A 15,321-nucleotide genomic window follows, 5' to 3' on the forward strand; every position below is an offset into this window, starting at 1 on the left:
TGGATGTTAAGGCGTCCCCCGATCCGATCGGAACAGGTGTGCCATGACCAGTCTGCCTACGCTTGCCCCGCCGCTTTCGCGGCTGGTGGGGCTTTTGCCGAAGCCCCCCGCTTCGGTCGCGCTGACGCTGCTCGCCCGCCGCATCGCAGCGCGCCACCCCGAAATCGTCAGCCGCCTCGGCACCCATGTGAACGCAAGTTTCGCGCTGGACCCGACCGACCTGCCGGTGGTGATGATTCTCACATTGCCCGCAGGCCAGCCGAAGATCCGGCTGGCGCGGGATGGTTCGGGTGCGGATTGCCGCATCGCGGGCAAACTGTCGGCGCTGCTGGCGCTGGTGCATGGCGCGGTGGATGGCGATGCGCTGTTCTTCTCGCGCGATCTGGTGATCGCGGGGGATACGGCGGCGGCGCTGGCGCTGCGCAATGCCATCGACAATGCCGAACTGGACCTGCTTGAGGAAATCCAGCATGTGGCCCCGCCGCTTGCGCGTGCGCTTGCGCCCGTCGCCGCGGCCATCGAACGTCAAACCGGCGTGGCGCTTCGCCGCGCCTCCGGAGTGCTCTGATGGAACTCGTCTGCCCCGCCGGCACCCCTGCCGCGCTGCGCGCCGCTGTGGAAGCCGGCGCCCACTCGATCTATTGCGGCTTTGCCGATGAAACCAACGCGCGGAACTTTCCCGGCCTGAACTTCTCGCCCAAGGAACTGGCCGAGGGTGTGGCCTTCGCCCACAAGCATGGCGCGCATGTTCTGGTGGCGATCAACACCTTCCCGCGGGCGGGGGACGAGACGCTGTGGCATCGCAACATCGCCGCCGCCGAAGCCGCCGGCGCCGATGCGGTGATTCTGGCCGACATGGGGCTGCTGGCCCATGCCGCCAAGCACCATCCGAACCTGCGCCGGCACCTGTCGGTGCAGGCGGCGGCGGCCAATGCCGATGTCATCAACTTCTACGCCCGCGAATTCGGGGTGAAGCGCGTGGTGCTGCCGCGCGTGCTGACCGTGGCCGAGATCGCCGCGATCAACAAGGAAACCCCCGACGTCGAGACCGAGGTCTTCGTGTTCGGCGGCCTGTGCGTCATGGCCGAGGGGCGCTGTTCGCTGTCGTCCTATGCCACCGGCCAGTCGCCCAACATGAACGGCGTCTGCTCGCCCGCGGCGCAGGTGGAATATGTCGAAGAGGGCGATCAGCTGGCCGCGCGTCTGGGCGATTTCACCATCCACCGCGTTGGCAAGGACCAGCCCGCCCCCTATCCGACGCTGTGCAAGGGCTGCTTCACCTCGGGCGATCAGGTGGGCCATATCTTCGAGGATGCGGTCAGCCTGAACGCGCAGGACATCCTGCCGCAACTGGCAAAAGCCGGTGTCACCGCGCTGAAGATCGAGGGCCGCCAGCGGTCGCGGTCGTATGTCGCGCAGGTGGTGCGCAGCTTCCGCGCCGCCGTGGATGCGCTGGCCGCGGGCCAGCCGATGCCGCAAGGCGCGCTGGCCGCGCTGTCCGAGGGGCAGGCGACCACCACCGGCGCCTATGCCAAGACCTGGAGGTAAAAGGCGATGGATCTGACAATCGGACCGAACCTGTTCTTCTGGGAAGCCTCGCAGGTGCGCGACTTCTACGCGAAGATCGCCGACGAATCCCCCGCCGCCCGCGTCGTGGTGGGCGAGGTCGTCTGTTCAAAGCGGCTGCCGTTCTGGCAGGGGGAAATTCCGGTCGCGGTCGACCGGCTGAAGGCCGCCGGCAAAGAGGTGTGGATCTCGTCGCTTGCGCTGGTCACGCTGAAGCGCGAACGGCAGTTGACGGAAGAACTGATCGACGCCGGCGCCGGTATCGAGATCGCAGATCTGACCGCGCTGGCCTATATTCCGGCGGGTGTGCCGTTCTCGGTCAGCCCGCTGATCAACGTCTATAACATCGGCACGCTGGACTGGCTGGCCTCGCGCGGGGCGGCACGGATCTGCCTGCCGAACGAACTGCCGATGGAGTCGATCGCCAAGCTGGCCCGTGCCGGCAAGGAACGCGGTGTCGCGGTCGAAGTCTGGGGCTTTGGCCGCCAGCCGCTGGCGATTTCGGGGCGGTGCTACCATGCGCGGCTGCATGACCGGATCAAGGACAGCTGCCAGTTCATCTGCAACGCCGACCCCGACGGGCGCGAGGTCGATACGCTGGACGGCGAGCAGTTCCTGGCGGTGAACGGGGTGCAGACGCTGTCCTGCGCCACATCCTTCGCGGGCCGCGAGATCCCGGCGCTGCTGAAGGCCGATGTCGCCTCGTTGCGGCTGTCGCCTCATACTGGCGACATGGTGGCGCTGACCCGCGCCTTCGATGCCGCGCTGAAAGCAGGTGCCTGCACCGACGAGCTTGAGGCCGCCGCCCGCGCCGTCGCCCCCGGCGGGCAACTGGCCAACGGCTATCTGCACGCCCGCGCCGGCGCCGAATGGGTCGACGCCTGAGATTGCGAAACATTCTCAAGGCGGAACAAAGGCTTGCCTGATCCCGCCTGTTGCTGATAAAGCGGCCGCCTTGCAAGGGCGGCCGCTTTTGCATCCGGCGCCATTTGCATCTTGCGCCGCCCGCCCATGACCATCCGCCATGACCACCCGGAGTCCTCGCATGTCTCAGACCGTGAAGCTTGCTGTGGGAAGCCTGCTTGTGGGCCTGCTGGTTCTGGGGCTGAAGACGCTGGCGTGGTGGATGACCGGATCGGTCGCGCTGCTGTCGGATGCGATGGAAAGCACGGTGAACGTGGTTGCGGCCATGGTCGCGCTGATCGCGGTGCGGGTGGCGGCTATTCCGGCCGATGCGAACCACCCCTACGGCCACCACAAGGCGGAATTTCTTAGCGCGGTGCTGGAAGGCGTGATGATCGTCATTGCGGCGCTGCTGATCCTGCGCGAGGCGAGTCTGGCCTTTCTTGACCCCAAGCCGCTGATTGCGCCCTTTGACGGGCTGGTGGTCAATGCGGTTGCGACCGCCGTGAACGGCATCTGGTGCTGGGTGCTGCTTTCGGGCGGGCGGCGGCTTCTGTCGCCGGCGCTGGTGGCGGACGGGCGGCATCTTCTGGCCGATGTCGTCTCGTCTGTGGGGGTGACGCTGGGGGTGTTGGCCGCGATCCTGACCGGCTGGCACTGGCTGGACCCGGCGCTGGCGGCGCTGGTGGCGGTAAACGTGCTGTGGTCGGGGTGGAAGGTGATGTCGGCCTCGGTCAGCGGGTTGATGGACGAATCCCTGCCCGACGAGACACTGGCCCGCGTGCGCGAGGTGATCTCGACCGAGGCCGTGGGCGCGGTCGAGGCGCATGACCTGCGCACCCGCCATGCGGGCCGCGTGACCTTCATCGATTTTCACCTTGTCGTCACCGGCGCCACCACGGTGGCCGCCGCCCATGACATCTGCGACCGGATCGAGGCGGCGCTGCATGCGGCGGTGCCCCACAGCCGTGTCAGCATCCATGTCGAACCCGAACACAAGGCCAAGCACAACGGAATCGTGGTGCTGTAGCCCGGCCGGGCTTGATCCGCGGGGGGCATGGTTATATTCGACGGAATGAATATAACGCGGCCGCCCGCGGCCCAGTATCGGACCCGAGCCATGACCCGCCTGATCCTTGCGGCGCTTCTGCTGCTTTTGCCCCTGCCCAGCCTTGCCCAGCCGCTGGCCCTGACCACGGTGACAGACTGGAAGGCGGTCTATGGCCGGATCGAGGCGAAGGACCGCATCCCGGCGCGGTCGCGCCTTGGCGGCACGCTGGTCGCGCTGTCGGTGGCCGAAGGCGACATGGTCCGCGCGGGGCAGGTGCTGGCCGAGGTGGTGGATGAAAAGATCGGCTTCCAGCTTGCCGCCATCGATGCCGTGCGCGAGGCACTGGAAGCGGAACTGGCCAATGCGAAAACCGAATTGCAGCGCGTGAACGATCTGCTGGCGCGCGGCGTGTCCACCACGCAGCAGGCCGATGCGCTGCGCACGCAGGTGCAGGTGCTGACCGGCCGGCTGGCCGCGAACCATGCCGAACGGCAGGTGCTGGAACAGCAGGCGGCCGAGGGTCGGGTGCTGGCGCCGATCACGGGCCGGGTGCTGACGGTGCCGGTGGCCGCCGGCGCGGTGGTGCTGCCCGGCGAGGCGGTGGCCACCATCGGCGGCGGCGGCTTTTTCCTGCGCCTTGCGGTGCCCGAACGCCATGCCACCCTGCTGGCCGAGGGCGATGCCATCGTGATCGAAGGGGCCTCTGGGCCGACCTCGGGGCGGCTTGCCCGGCTTTACCCGCTGATCGAAGGCGGCCGGGTCATCGCCGATGTCGAAGTGCCGGGCCTGCCCGACGCCTTCGTGGATGCCCGGGTGCTGGTGCGTCTGCCGGTGGGCCAGCGTCAGGCGCTTCTGGTGCCGGAAGCCGCTGTCAGTTTCCGCGGCGGGCTGGATTTCGTCCGCGCCGGCGGGGCCGAGCGTGCGGTGGTTCTGGGCGGCCGCCATGTGATCGACGGCCAGCCCATGGTCGAGGTGCTCAGCGGCCTGCGTCCCGGCGACGAACTGGAGAGCGGCCATGAATGACCGCCAGCCGCGCCTTGGACTGGCCGGGCAGATCACCCGCTCTTTCATCGGCTCGTCGCTGACGCCGCTGTTCATCCTTGCCGCGCTGGCGGTGGGGCTGATCGCGCTGGTGTCGCTGCCGCGCGAGGAAGAACCCCAGATCTCGGTGCCGATGGTCGATATCCACATTCAGGCCCCGGGGCTGCGGGCCGAAGATGCGGTAAAGCTGGTGACCGAACCGCTGGAAACCATCGTCAAGGCCATCGACGGGGTCGAACATGTCTATTCCCGGACCGAAGACGATCAGGCCATGGTCACCGCCCGGTTCGAAGTCGGCACCTCGTCCGATGCTGCCGTCCTGCGCGTGCATGACAAGGTGCGCGCCAACATGGACCGCATCCCCGCGGGCATCCCGGAACCGCTGATCGTCGGGCGCGGCATCGACGATGTGGCGATCCTTGCGCTGACGCTGGTGCCGGTGGCGCCGGATGTCTCGGCCAACGATCTGACCCGCGTCGCGCGCGAATTGCGCACCGAACTGGCCCGGATCGAGGATGTGGGCCTGACCTATCTGGTGGGCGAGGTGCCCGAGGCGATCCGCGTGGCGCCCGACCCGGAACGGCTGGCGCTTTACGGCGTGACGCTGCAAGGGCTTGCCGCGAAGCTTGCCGGCGCCAATGTTGCGCAGGATGCGGGCCTTCTGCGGCAGGACGGCCAGCAGGTGGCGCTGATCGCAGGGCGCACGCTGACCACACCGACCGAAATCGCGAACCTGCTTCTGACCACGCGCGACGGTCGTCCGGTCTATCTGGGCGATGTCGCCAGCGTGGACCTCGTCACCGACGGCGCCGAGTCGATCGTGGCCAATGTCACCCGCGCGGCCGATGGCAGCGTGACACGCACACCCGCCGTGACGCTGGCGCTGGCCAAGCGCGCCGGCGCCAATGCCGTGGTGGTGGGCGAGGCCGCGCTGGCCCGCGTTCAGGCGCTGAAGGGCAGCCTGATCCCCGACAGCATCAATGTCACCATCACCCGCGACTATGGCGAGACGGCGAACGAAAAGGCCAACGAACTGCTGTTCCACCTTGGTCTTGCGACGCTTTCGATCATCGCGCTGGTCTGGGTCGCCATCGGCTGGCGCGAGGCGGCGGTGGTGGCGGTGGTGATCCCGGTCACGATCCTGCTGACGCTGGCTGCGGCCTGGCTGATGGGCTACACGCTGAACCGGGTGTCGCTGTTCGCGCTGATCTTCTCGATCGGGATTCTGGTCGACGATGCCATCGTGGTGATCGAGAACATCGCCCGCCACTGGGGCCTCGATCGCACGAAACCCCGCGCACAGGCCGCCATCGAAGCGGTGGCCGAGGTCGGCAACCCGACCATCGTCGCCACGCTGACCGTGGTCGCGGCCCTGCTGCCGATGCTGTTCGTCGCCGGCCTGATGGGCCCCTACATGAGCCCCATCCCTGCCAATGCCTCGGCCGCGATGGTGTTTTCCTTCTTCGTGGCCGTCATCATCACCCCCTGGCTGATGCTGAAAATCGCCGGCCGCGCCCCCCTTCATGGCGAGGATCACGCCACCCCCGGCGGCCGCCTTGGCCGGCTTTACCTCGCCGTGGCCCGCCCGATCCTGCACACCAGACGCCGCGCGCTGGCCTTTCTGCTGGCGACGGTGGTGCTGTCCTTCGGCTCGCTCGGGCTGATCTATACGCAGGATGTGACGGTGAAACTGCTGCCCTTCGACAACAAGTCGGAACTGGCGGTGGTGATCGACCTGCCCGAAGGGGCCTCGGTCGAGGAGACCGACCGCGTGGCACAGGATGCCGCCCGCGCGGTGCTGACCCTGCCCGAGGTCGTCTCGGTCCAGACCCATGCCGGGGCCGCAGCCCCCTTCAACTTCAACGGCCTCGTCCGGCACTACTACCTGCGCGGCCGCCCGAATGAAGGCGACATCCAGGTCAACCTGGTGCCCGGCCAGGACCGCGACCGCGCCAGCCACGCCATCGCACTGGAGATCCGAGAGCGGCTGAAGGCTCTGCCCCTGCCCCCCGGCACGGTGCTGAAAACGGTGGAACCGCCGCCCGGCCCGCCGGTGATCGCCACACTTCTGGCCGAAGTCTACGGCCCCACCCCCGATGCCCGCCGCGACACCGCCGCCCGCATCCGTCAGGCCTTCGACAGCGTGCCCTTCATCGTCGATGTCGACGACAGCTTCGGCACACCGCCCACCCGCCTGCGCGCCACCATCGAACCCGATGACCTCGACTTCTTCGCGGTGCAGGAGACGGATGTGTTCGACACCATCCGGCTTCTGAACGGCGAAACGGTGGTGGGCTATTCCCACCGGGCCGAGGGCCGCCACCCGATCCCGATTCAGCTTGCCCGGCCCAGAGGCGACCGGGTGCTGGACGAACGCTTCCTGTCCACCCCGATCCCGGCCAACCTTCTGCCCGGCGCGCGGGGCGTGGTGGAACTGGGCGATGTGGTTCGGATCTCGGAAGAACGCGCCTCCTTCCCGATCTTTCGCCACAACGGCCGCCCGGCCGAGATGGTGACGGCCGAACTGGCCGGCACGTTCGAAGCGCCGCTTTACGGCATGCTTGCCGTCCAGCGCGCACTGGATGCGATGGACTGGCCCGAGGGAACCAAACCCGTGATCTCGCTGCACGGCCAACCGCAGGACGACACGACGCCGACACTGCTCTGGGATGGCGAATGGGAGGTGACATGGGTCACCTTCCGCGACATGGGCGGCGCCTTCGGCGTGGCCCTTCTGGGGATCTACATCCTTGTCGTGGCACAGTTCGGCAGCTTCCGCCTGCCCTTGGTGGTGCTGACGCCGGTGCCGCTGACCTTCCTCGGCATCATGGTCGGCCACTGGCTGTTCGCGGCGCCATTCTCGGCCACCTCGATGATCGGCTTCATCGCGCTGGCGGGCATCATCGTGCGCAACTCGATCCTGCTGGTGGATTTCATCCGCCACGCCGAAGGCGGCCGCGTCACCCCCGCCGTCCTGCTCGACGCCGGCGCGATCCGCTTCAAACCGATCCTGCTTACGGCGCTGGCGGCGATGATCGGTGCGGCGGTGATCCTGGCCGACCCGATCTTCCAGGGCCTCGCCATTTCGCTGTTCTTCGGCCTGATGAGTTCGACCCTGCTGACGGTTCTGGTGATCCCCGCCATCTACCGGGTGTTCCGAACCTGACCGCACAGACCCTGCGGCGCCCCGTATAATTCATTCTGGCACAAATATCCTGCGGGGGTCCGGGGGCGCAAAGCCCCCGGCGCTGCCCACCCGCACCGAACAGGACGAGTCGTCGCACCCATCCGCGGCATTGATCGGCATCAAAGAGACTCGTTTCCAAACCGACCAGCCTTTGGTCAGATGAAGCAACGAAACGAGGTCAAAATGACCACCCTGACAACCACCGCGGTCCGCAGTCTGATCGGGCTTTTCGGCGGCCGGCGCGCATCACGCCCCGCGCCTGCGCCTTGGATGCGCCACCGCCCCACCGAACACGAGTTGGAACGGCTGCGCATCGCCGAAAGCCACGTCCCCTACAGGTTCTGAGCCGCCATACCGTCTGGCACCCCGTCGGGATTGCGCCGGTTCCAGCGGATCGACGACCAGAGCGAGATGCCGATCAGCCCCGCGCCGCCCAGCCCGGTGATGACCTCGGGGATGTGGGTCAGCGTCTGGACATACATGATGACCGACAGGATCAGGATCGCGTAGAACGCGCCATGTTCCAGATAGCGGTATTGTGCCAGCGTGCCGCGCTCGACCAGCATGATGGTCATGGACCGGACATACATCGCGCCGATGCCAAGGCCGATGGCGATGACAAACAGGTTCTGTGTCAGCGCAAAGGCCCCGATCACGCCATCGAACGAGAACGAGGCGTCCAGCACCTCAAGATACAGGAACGCGCCGAAACCGCCCTTGGCCGCGGCATCCAGCGCCTGCTGGCGGTGATCCAGAAACCCGCCGATCACCTCGACCAGCAGGAAGGTCAGCAGCCCGAAAATCGCGGAATTCACGAACATCTGCTGCTCGGCCTCGTCCAGCAGGCGTGAAAACGCCAGAACGGTCGTCAGCACCACCGCCACCTCGATCCCCCGGATCGAGGAATAGCGGCTGGCCTGTTCCTCGATCCAGCGCACCCAATGCACGTCCTTTTCCTGATCGAAGAAATAGGTCAGGCCGACCATCATCAGGAAGGTGCCGCCGAAAGCCGCGATCGGCAGATGTGCCTCGTTCATGATCCGGGCGTATTCCGCGGGCTGGCTTGCGGCCATGACCAGCGCCTGCCACGGGCCGATCTTCGCCGCGATCACCACGATCAACAGCGGGAACACGATCCGCATCCCGAACACCGCGATGATGATGCCCCAGGTCAGGAATCGGTGCTGCCATTCGGGCGTCATCGATTTCAGCTTGTTGGCGTTGACGATGGCATTGTCGAACGACAACGAGATTTCCAGCACCGCCAGCACGCAGCAGATGAAGAAGATCGTGGCAGTGCCCTGGAATGTGCCGGTCGTCTGCCAGCCCAGAAAGCCGCCAAGCGCAAGCCCGATGGCGGTGAAGGCGAAGGCCCAGGTGAAATAGGACAGGGTGGATTTTCCAGGGGTTCCGGTCATGGCCGTGTCTCTGCAAGGGGGGTGCCCAGGGCGCCTTTGCCCGGGCAGGTGATGGTATGCTGGTTCAACATGGTCGAAGACCGCGTCCCGGCGGCAAGTGACGCTGAAGGTGCCGACATCACGAAAGCGCCGCATGCTTTCGCCAGAGGGGCCCGGACACCGATGATCGCCCGTCGCAGGGCTGGCGGGAATATGCGCATCCGGCCCGCCCGCGCAAGGGCTGCTGAACCGGGGCGCGTGTGAAAGCCTTGCCATATGGCGCGTTGATCATTACTTTACGCCAAAAGGAAGCCCGCATGTTCGCACTTCGCCCCGCCGAAAAGACGCCAGCCGCACCCGGTTCCGCCCGCATCACCGATGCCGAGGCGGCGGCGATGGCGCGGGCGGTGGTCAACCTGTTCCGGCTGTGGGATGTTTCCGACCGCGAGGCGGCTGTGCTGCTGGGCGAGTTGTCGCCGCGGACATGGGCGCGCTGGAAGGCGGGGGCGCCGGGGCGGATCTCGCGCGATCAGAAGACGCGGCTTTCGGTGTTGATGGGGATACACAAGGCGCTGCGGCTGATCTTCCGTGAACCGGATCGCGCCTATGGCTGGCCGCGCCGGCCGAACGCGGCCTTTGGCGGTGCCACCGCGCTGGAGGTCATGCTGGGCGGCGAAATCACCGATCTGATGCGGGTTCGCGATTACCTTGATGCCGAGCGCGGGGGCTGGTGATGGTGCGGCAACGGGTGGTGTGGAACCGGACTCACCGGATCATCCGCTCGCGCTTTCCGCCGATCGACCTGTTCGAGGATATCGCCGATCCGGCGGACTGGGAGGCGATCGCCTCGGCCGAGGCCAAGACCAACCCCCGGCTGCGCGACAGTCTTGGTCGGCTGGATCTGGTGCCGGTGCCGCGGCGCGTGTCGGGGCCGGGGGCGTCCTTCGCGATGGCGCCCTTTACCCATGTCTCGGTGGACCGGCCCAGCCGGTTTACCGATGGCAGTTTCGGGATCTACTACGCCGCCGACAGTCTCGAGGTGGCCTTGGTCGAGGTCGCCCACCACCACGGCCGCTTCATGGCCGCCACGGCCGAAGCGCCGGGCTGGGCGTCCGAGTTCCGCCAGATTCTGGGCTGGCTGGATGCCGAGCTTGAGGTGGTCGAGCCGCACCAGACCGATCTGCTGCACCCGCAGGATTACCGCGCCGCGCAGGAATTCGGCGCGCGGGTGCGGGCCGAGGGCGCACAGGGCATCCTTTATCCCAGCATCCGGGCGGGGTCGGGGTGTTGTGTGGCGCTGTTCTGGCCCGATGTTGCGGGCAGCCCTGTGCAGGGCGATCACTTTGCGTTCGAATGGGACGGGGCCCGCGTCTCGCGCATCCACAACCTTGCCACCGGCGAGTTGCTGGCATTGTAGCGCGCAGCAGGCGGCCCTTGGGGAGGGCAGGGGGACGGCCAGACCGGCATCCCCCCGCACATCGTTCGGGGTCAGACGTCCAGTTCTTCCACGAAACGCGCGTTTTCCTGAATATACTGGAACCGAAGTTCGGGCTTCTTGCCCATCAGCCGTTCCACCAGATCGCCGGTTTCGCCCGGTTCGTCCTCGTCGATCGACACCCGGATCAGCTTGCGCGTCGCCGGGTTCATCGTCGTGTCCTTCAGATCCTTGGCGTCCATCTCGCCCAGACCCTTGAAGCGTTGCACGTCGATCTTGCCCTTGCCACCCAGACCCTTGGCCAGCCACAGTTCCTTTTCGGCATCGTCGGCGACGTAAAGCCGCTTTGCCCCCTGCGTCAGCCGGTAAAGCGGCGGACAGGCCAGATACAGGTGCCCGCGGTCGATCAGCGGCCGCATCTGGGTGAAGAAGAACGTCATCAGCAGCGATGCGATATGCGCGCCATCCACATCGGCGTCGGTCATGATGATGACCTTGTCATAACGCAGTTCGTCGATGTTGAAGCGCGTGCCCATGCCGGTTCCCAGCGCCTGACACAGGTCGTTGATCTCGGCGTTCGCGCCCATCTTGCCCGAGGCCGCACCCAGCACGTTCAGGATCTTGCCGCGCAGGGGCAGCAGGGCCTGCGTGGTGCGATCCCGCGCCATCTTGGCCGATCCGCCGGCCGAGTCGCCCTCGACGATGAACAGTTCGGTGCCGTCGCGGGCAGTTGCGGAACAATCAACCAGCTTGCCGGGCAGGCGCAGGCGCTTGGTGGCCGATTTGCGCTGGGTTTCCTTTTCCTGCCGGCGGCGCAGGCGTTCCTCGGCGCGCAGCACAAGGAAATCAAGGATCGCGCCGGCCGATTTCGTGTTCGCCGCCAGCCAGTTGTCGAAATGGTCGCGCACCGCGTTTTCGACAAGTTTCGCCGCTTCCTCGGTCGCAAGGCGGTCCTTGGTCTGGCCCACGAACTGCGGCTCGCGGATAAAGACCGAGATGGTCGCGCAGCCGCCCGCCAGCATGTCGTCACGGGTGATCTGGTCGGCCTTGCGGTTCTTCACCAGATCGCCATAGGCGCGGATGCCCTTCAGGATCGCGGACCAGAAGCCCGATTCATGCGTGCCGCCTTCGGGGGTCGGCACGGTGTTGCAATAGGACTGGATGAAGCCGTCGCGCGCCGGCGTCCAGTTGATCGCCCATTCGACCGAGCCGGGAACGCCGAACTTTTCCTGAAAGCCGACCTTTCCGGCAAAGGGCTTTTCGGCATAGGTCGTGGCGCCCGAAAGCTGTTCGGCCAGATAGTCGCCAAGGCCGCCGGGAAAGTGGAACACCGCCTCTTGCGGGGTGTCGCCATCGGGGATCGCGGATTTCCAGCGGATTTCCACGCCCGAGAACAAATAGGCCTTCGACCGCGCCATCTTCATCAGGCGGGCGGGCTTGAATTGCAGATGGCCAAAAATCTCGGGATCGGGGTGGAAGGTGACGGTGGTGCCGCGGCGGTTCGGGGCGGGGCCGACCTTCGTCACCGGCCCCTGCGCGATGCCGCGGGCAAAGCTTTGCACCCAAAGCTCGCGGTTGCGCGCCACCTCGACCCGCATCGTGTCCGACAGCGCGTTGACCACCGAGGCCCCCACGCCATGCAACCCGCCCGACGTCTGATACGCCTTGCCCGAGAACTTGCCGCCGGCGTGCAGGGTGCACAGGATCACCTCCAGCGCCGATTTTCCGGGGAATTTCGGATGCGGATCAACCGGGATGCCGCGGCCGTTATCGCGGATCGTGACCGAATGATCGGCGTGCAGTTCCACCTCGATCCGGGTGGCGTGACCGGCCACCGCCTCGTCCATCGAGTTGTCCAGCACCTCGGCCACCAGATGGTGCAGCGCGCGTTCGTCGGTGCCGCCGATATACATGCCGGGGCGCTTGCGCACCGGCTCCAGCCCTTCGAGCACCTCGATCGAGGATGCGTCATAGGTTTCCGGCTGGCCGGAGAGAAGGTCGTTGGCCATGGCTGCTCGATTCTGTCTGGGCGTTTGACGCAGCAGTAGAGCATCCCGGGGCAGGGATGCGCAAGATCTTGGGGGCGGCAGGGCCGGGGGGCGGCTTATTCCGGCTCGGCCAGACGGTGTTGCATCATCTGGCGAAACGCTGGGCGCGACTGGCAGCGGTCCAGCCATGCCGCAACCGCCGGATGGGCGTCAAACAGCGGGCGGTGGGATTCGGCATAGCGCACCACCTCGGCCGTGTTCAGGTCGGCCACGGTAAAGCGGTCGCCCACAAGGTGATCGGCGCTGGCAAGGTGCCGTTCCAGCCGGGCGAACGGGCGGCGCAGGCGTTCGGCGGCGATGCCGATGGCGGCCTGACCTTCGGGGGTGATGTCGCCGCCGGCGCGCTGGATCATCTGGATCTCAAGCGCGGGGCCTTCGATGGCGGTGGCGGCGAACAGTGCCCAGTTCACCATCAGCGCATCCTCGGCCTCGGTGCGCGGACCCAGAGCGCCGCCGTGAAGGCGTGCGATATGCAGCGTGATCGCCAGCGATTCGGTCAGCGTCAGCCCGTCCTCTTCCATGCAGGGGATCTGGCCCAGCGGATTGACCGCCAGATAGGCCGGCGAGGCGGTGTTCAGCGGCGCATCCGGTGCCGTGGCATCGGCCAGCCGTCCGGCCTGAATCACCGGCACATGCTGGAACGGCAGGCCCAGTTCGCCCAGCAGCCAAAGCGGGCGCGAGGCCCGCGAGCGATAGACGCCGTAGATCTTCAGCATGGTCTTCTCCTTCGGTCGGGGCGAAGTCTAGTTCGCCTTGGGGCCGGGGAAAAGACCGGCCGCGGCGCTGGCGGCTCCGGGGGATCCCGCATTGGCGGCGGCGGGGGCTTGTGGCAGGACTGTCGCGGCAACGACAAAGACCGGACACTGGATGCGGCGACAGGAAACGGATGGCATGGCGCCCGGCTTCCCCGAAACGGGGATGGCCGAGGGACTTCTGCATCTGATCTATGAGGTTGCACTGAACCCGGAACACCTTCCTGCGCTGGCCGACCTGTGGGAGAGGTGTCTGGATGCGGGCCCGGCCTTAGATCCGGCGGATCTTGCCGGACATCTGGCGCGGGCGCGGCGGTTTCTGGATCAGCTTCCCCCGCTTGCGCCCGGTGACGATGGCCGGTTGCCGCTGGATGCGGTGTCGCGCGCGGCTGCCTTCCTGTCGGACGGGATCGCCCGGATCTTCGACTGCAACGGCGCTGCGACCGCGGCGTTCGGCATCTCGGCCGATGTGCCGCTGGCGGCGCTGCCGTTCGATCCGGTGGATGTGGTGACGCTGTCCGAGACGATCCGCCGTGTCGCCCGCCGGTCCGAGTCTGCCGGGACGCTCCGGTTGCGCCCGCAGGGCGGGGGCACGCCCATCGTGCTGCGGATCAGCCCGGTCGACCGCCGCGAGGGCCGCCCGATGGCGCTGGTCGTGTCCGCCGCGCCGGTCTGGCCCGACGGCTTCGACGTCCTGCTTCAGGACACGCTGGCGCTGACCCGGGCCGAGGTCGAGATCGTGCGCGGGCTGGTGCTGGGTCTGCCGGTCCGCGAGATCGCCGCCGCGCGTGGCCGATCTGTCGATACGGTGCGCACGCAGATGCGCTCGATTCTGTCCAAGACCGAAACCCATTCGCAATCCGGGCTGGTGCGGATGGTGCTGGGGCTGATGGATCTTGCGGGAACCGCGCACCCGGGCGAGCTGAGCCTTGCCCGCCGCCGTGGACAGTTGGAAGACCTGCCCACCCGCAGCCTGATCCTGCCCGACGGCCGCCGCCTTGAATGGCTGGAATGGGGCGATCCTGCGGGGACGCCGTTGGTCTACATGCATGGCGATTTCGGGCTGGTGCGCTGGCCCGCCCCGGCCGAGCGCGCAGCCCGCGCCAGCGGCCTGCGGGCGATCGCCCCGATTCGCGCCGGTTATGGCGGCAGCGATCCCCATGCCCCCGACGCCGACTTGACGCGGGCGGTGGCGCTGGATGTGGCGGCGCTGCTTGATCATCTGGGCGTGTCGCGCACGGCCGTTCTGACCATCGGCGGCGATCTGCGCTTTGCCGTCGGGCTGTCGCGGATCAGGCCCCGGCTGGTCTCGGACATCATTGCCGGCGCACCCGAATTGCCGCGCCTGCCGGTCGAACGCTGGCGGCGGCTGCTTGACCGAACGGTGCGGCAGTCCATGCCGATGCTCAGCTTCATCATCCATGCCGCCTTCGTGCAGGCTCGACGCAGCGGCAAAGAGGATTTCCTGCTAATCGGGGCCGGTGGCTGCGCCGCGGACCGGGCGGCGCTGCGCGACCCCGATCTGCGCGATGCGATGCTGCACGGCTCGGCCGTCTGCCTTGGGGGCAGCGTTCTGGCCCATGATGCCTTTGCCCGCGCCCGGCTTGATGCCTCGCGCGACTGGAAGCCGGATCTTGCGGCCTGCCAGGTGCCGATCCTGCTGATTCACGGGGCAGAGGATCCGATTGCGCCCCCGGTGCTGGTGGCCGAAGTCGCGGCCTCGCTTGCCTCGGCCCGGGTGGAAACAATCCCTGCGTGTGGGCGGCTGCTGCCAGTCGCGCAATGGGATCTTTTGATTGATCGCATCAAGAGCGCCTCAACTTTTAATTTAGGTTAAGGTAACGCTTTACCTCGAATGGGGTATGCGCGCGATTCCGCCTGCGGCTATGAAGCCCTCGGGTCGCAAGACCCTTTGTAAGAAAGCGCATAGATCGTGCAGCA

13 protein-coding genes are annotated in these 15,321 nt (G+C 67.0%); 10 read left to right on the top strand and 3 right to left on the bottom strand.

The window, feature by feature from the left end:
- Positions 1 to 43 precede the first annotated feature (43 nt).
- The 7 genes from ubiT to CRO07_RS18760 all read left to right on the top strand — a co-directional run bounded on the left by ubiT (position 44) and on the right by CRO07_RS18760 (position 8,093).
- Positions 44 to 568, top strand: coding sequence for a ubiquinone anaerobic biosynthesis accessory factor UbiT (gene ubiT, locus CRO07_RS14755; RefSeq protein WP_097031435.1), 525 nt, complete (start codon positions 44 to 46; stop codon positions 566 to 568).
- Positions 568 to 1,548, top strand: a complete 981-nt coding sequence (gene ubiU / locus CRO07_RS14760) for a ubiquinone anaerobic biosynthesis protein UbiU (RefSeq protein WP_097031436.1) — start codon at positions 568 to 570, stop codon at positions 1,546 to 1,548. Before ubiT ends, ubiU begins: the two co-directional genes overlap by 1 nt.
- Before the next feature lie 6 nt (positions 1,549 to 1,554).
- Positions 1,555 to 2,451, top strand: a complete 897-nt coding sequence (gene ubiV / locus CRO07_RS14765) for a ubiquinone anaerobic biosynthesis protein UbiV (protein ID WP_097031437.1) — start codon at positions 1,555 to 1,557, stop codon at positions 2,449 to 2,451.
- 160 nt (positions 2,452 to 2,611) lie between these two features.
- The gene (locus tag CRO07_RS14770; RefSeq protein WP_097031438.1) at positions 2,612 to 3,499 is read left to right on the top strand and encodes a cation diffusion facilitator family transporter; all 888 of its coding nucleotides are present in this window, start codon (positions 2,612 to 2,614) and stop codon (positions 3,497 to 3,499) included.
- A gap of 90 nt (positions 3,500 to 3,589) precedes the next feature.
- Positions 3,590 to 4,543: an efflux RND transporter periplasmic adaptor subunit gene (locus CRO07_RS14775; protein WP_097031439.1), complete on the top strand. Its 954-nt coding sequence runs from the start codon at positions 3,590 to 3,592 to the stop codon at positions 4,541 to 4,543.
- Positions 4,536 to 7,727 carry an efflux RND transporter permease subunit gene (locus CRO07_RS14780; protein ID WP_097031440.1) on the top strand — a complete coding sequence of 1,064 codons (3,192 nt, stop codon included), beginning with the start codon at positions 4,536 to 4,538 and terminating at the stop codon, positions 7,725 to 7,727. Before CRO07_RS14775 ends, CRO07_RS14780 begins: the two co-directional genes overlap by 8 nt.
- Positions 7,728 to 7,931: 204 nt before the next feature.
- Positions 7,932 to 8,093, top strand: a complete 162-nt coding sequence (locus CRO07_RS18760) for a hypothetical protein (protein ID WP_097031473.1) — start codon at positions 7,932 to 7,934, stop codon at positions 8,091 to 8,093.
- Here CRO07_RS18760 and CRO07_RS14790 read toward each other — a convergent pair.
- Positions 8,081 to 9,166 carry a DUF475 domain-containing protein gene (locus tag CRO07_RS14790; RefSeq protein ID WP_097031441.1) on the bottom strand — a complete coding sequence of 362 codons (1,086 nt, stop codon included), beginning with the start codon at positions 9,164 to 9,166 and terminating at the stop codon, positions 8,081 to 8,083. The two genes, CRO07_RS18760 and CRO07_RS14790, sit on opposite strands and share 13 nt — an antisense overlap.
- A gap of 296 nt (positions 9,167 to 9,462) precedes the next feature.
- Here CRO07_RS14790 and CRO07_RS14795 point away from each other — a divergent pair, with 296 nt between their 5' ends.
- Positions 9,463 to 9,879, top strand: a complete 417-nt coding sequence (locus CRO07_RS14795) for an MbcA/ParS/Xre antitoxin family protein (RefSeq protein WP_097031442.1) — start codon at positions 9,463 to 9,465, stop codon at positions 9,877 to 9,879.
- Positions 9,879 to 10,562 carry an RES family NAD+ phosphorylase gene (locus tag CRO07_RS14800; RefSeq protein WP_097031443.1) on the top strand — a complete coding sequence of 228 codons (684 nt, stop codon included), beginning with the start codon at positions 9,879 to 9,881 and terminating at the stop codon, positions 10,560 to 10,562. Before CRO07_RS14795 ends, CRO07_RS14800 begins: the two co-directional genes overlap by 1 nt.
- 71 nt (positions 10,563 to 10,633) lie before the next feature.
- On the opposite strand, the gene parE is transcribed toward CRO07_RS14800, so the two are convergent.
- A complete protein-coding gene (gene parE / locus CRO07_RS14805; protein ID WP_097031444.1) occupies positions 10,634 to 12,589 on the bottom strand; it encodes a DNA topoisomerase IV subunit B in 1,956 nt (651 codons plus the stop codon).
- Between the two features lie 95 nt (positions 12,590 to 12,684).
- Complete coding sequence (locus CRO07_RS14810; protein ID WP_097031445.1) at positions 12,685 to 13,344, bottom strand: glutathione S-transferase family protein; 660 nt, start codon at positions 13,342 to 13,344, stop codon at positions 12,685 to 12,687.
- Positions 13,345 to 13,495: 151 nt separating this feature from the next.
- Between CRO07_RS14810 and CRO07_RS14815 the strand changes: the two genes are divergently transcribed.
- On the top strand, positions 13,496 to 15,217 hold the full coding sequence (locus CRO07_RS14815) for a LuxR C-terminal-related transcriptional regulator (protein WP_235841028.1): 1,722 nt from the start codon (positions 13,496 to 13,498) through the stop codon (positions 15,215 to 15,217).
- The last annotated feature ends 104 nt before the right edge of the window (positions 15,218 to 15,321 follow it).

It is taken from the genome of Cereibacter ovatus (assembly GCF_900207575.1).
GTDB classification, from domain to species: Bacteria; Pseudomonadota; Alphaproteobacteria; order Rhodobacterales; family Rhodobacteraceae; genus Cereibacter_A; species Cereibacter_A ovatus.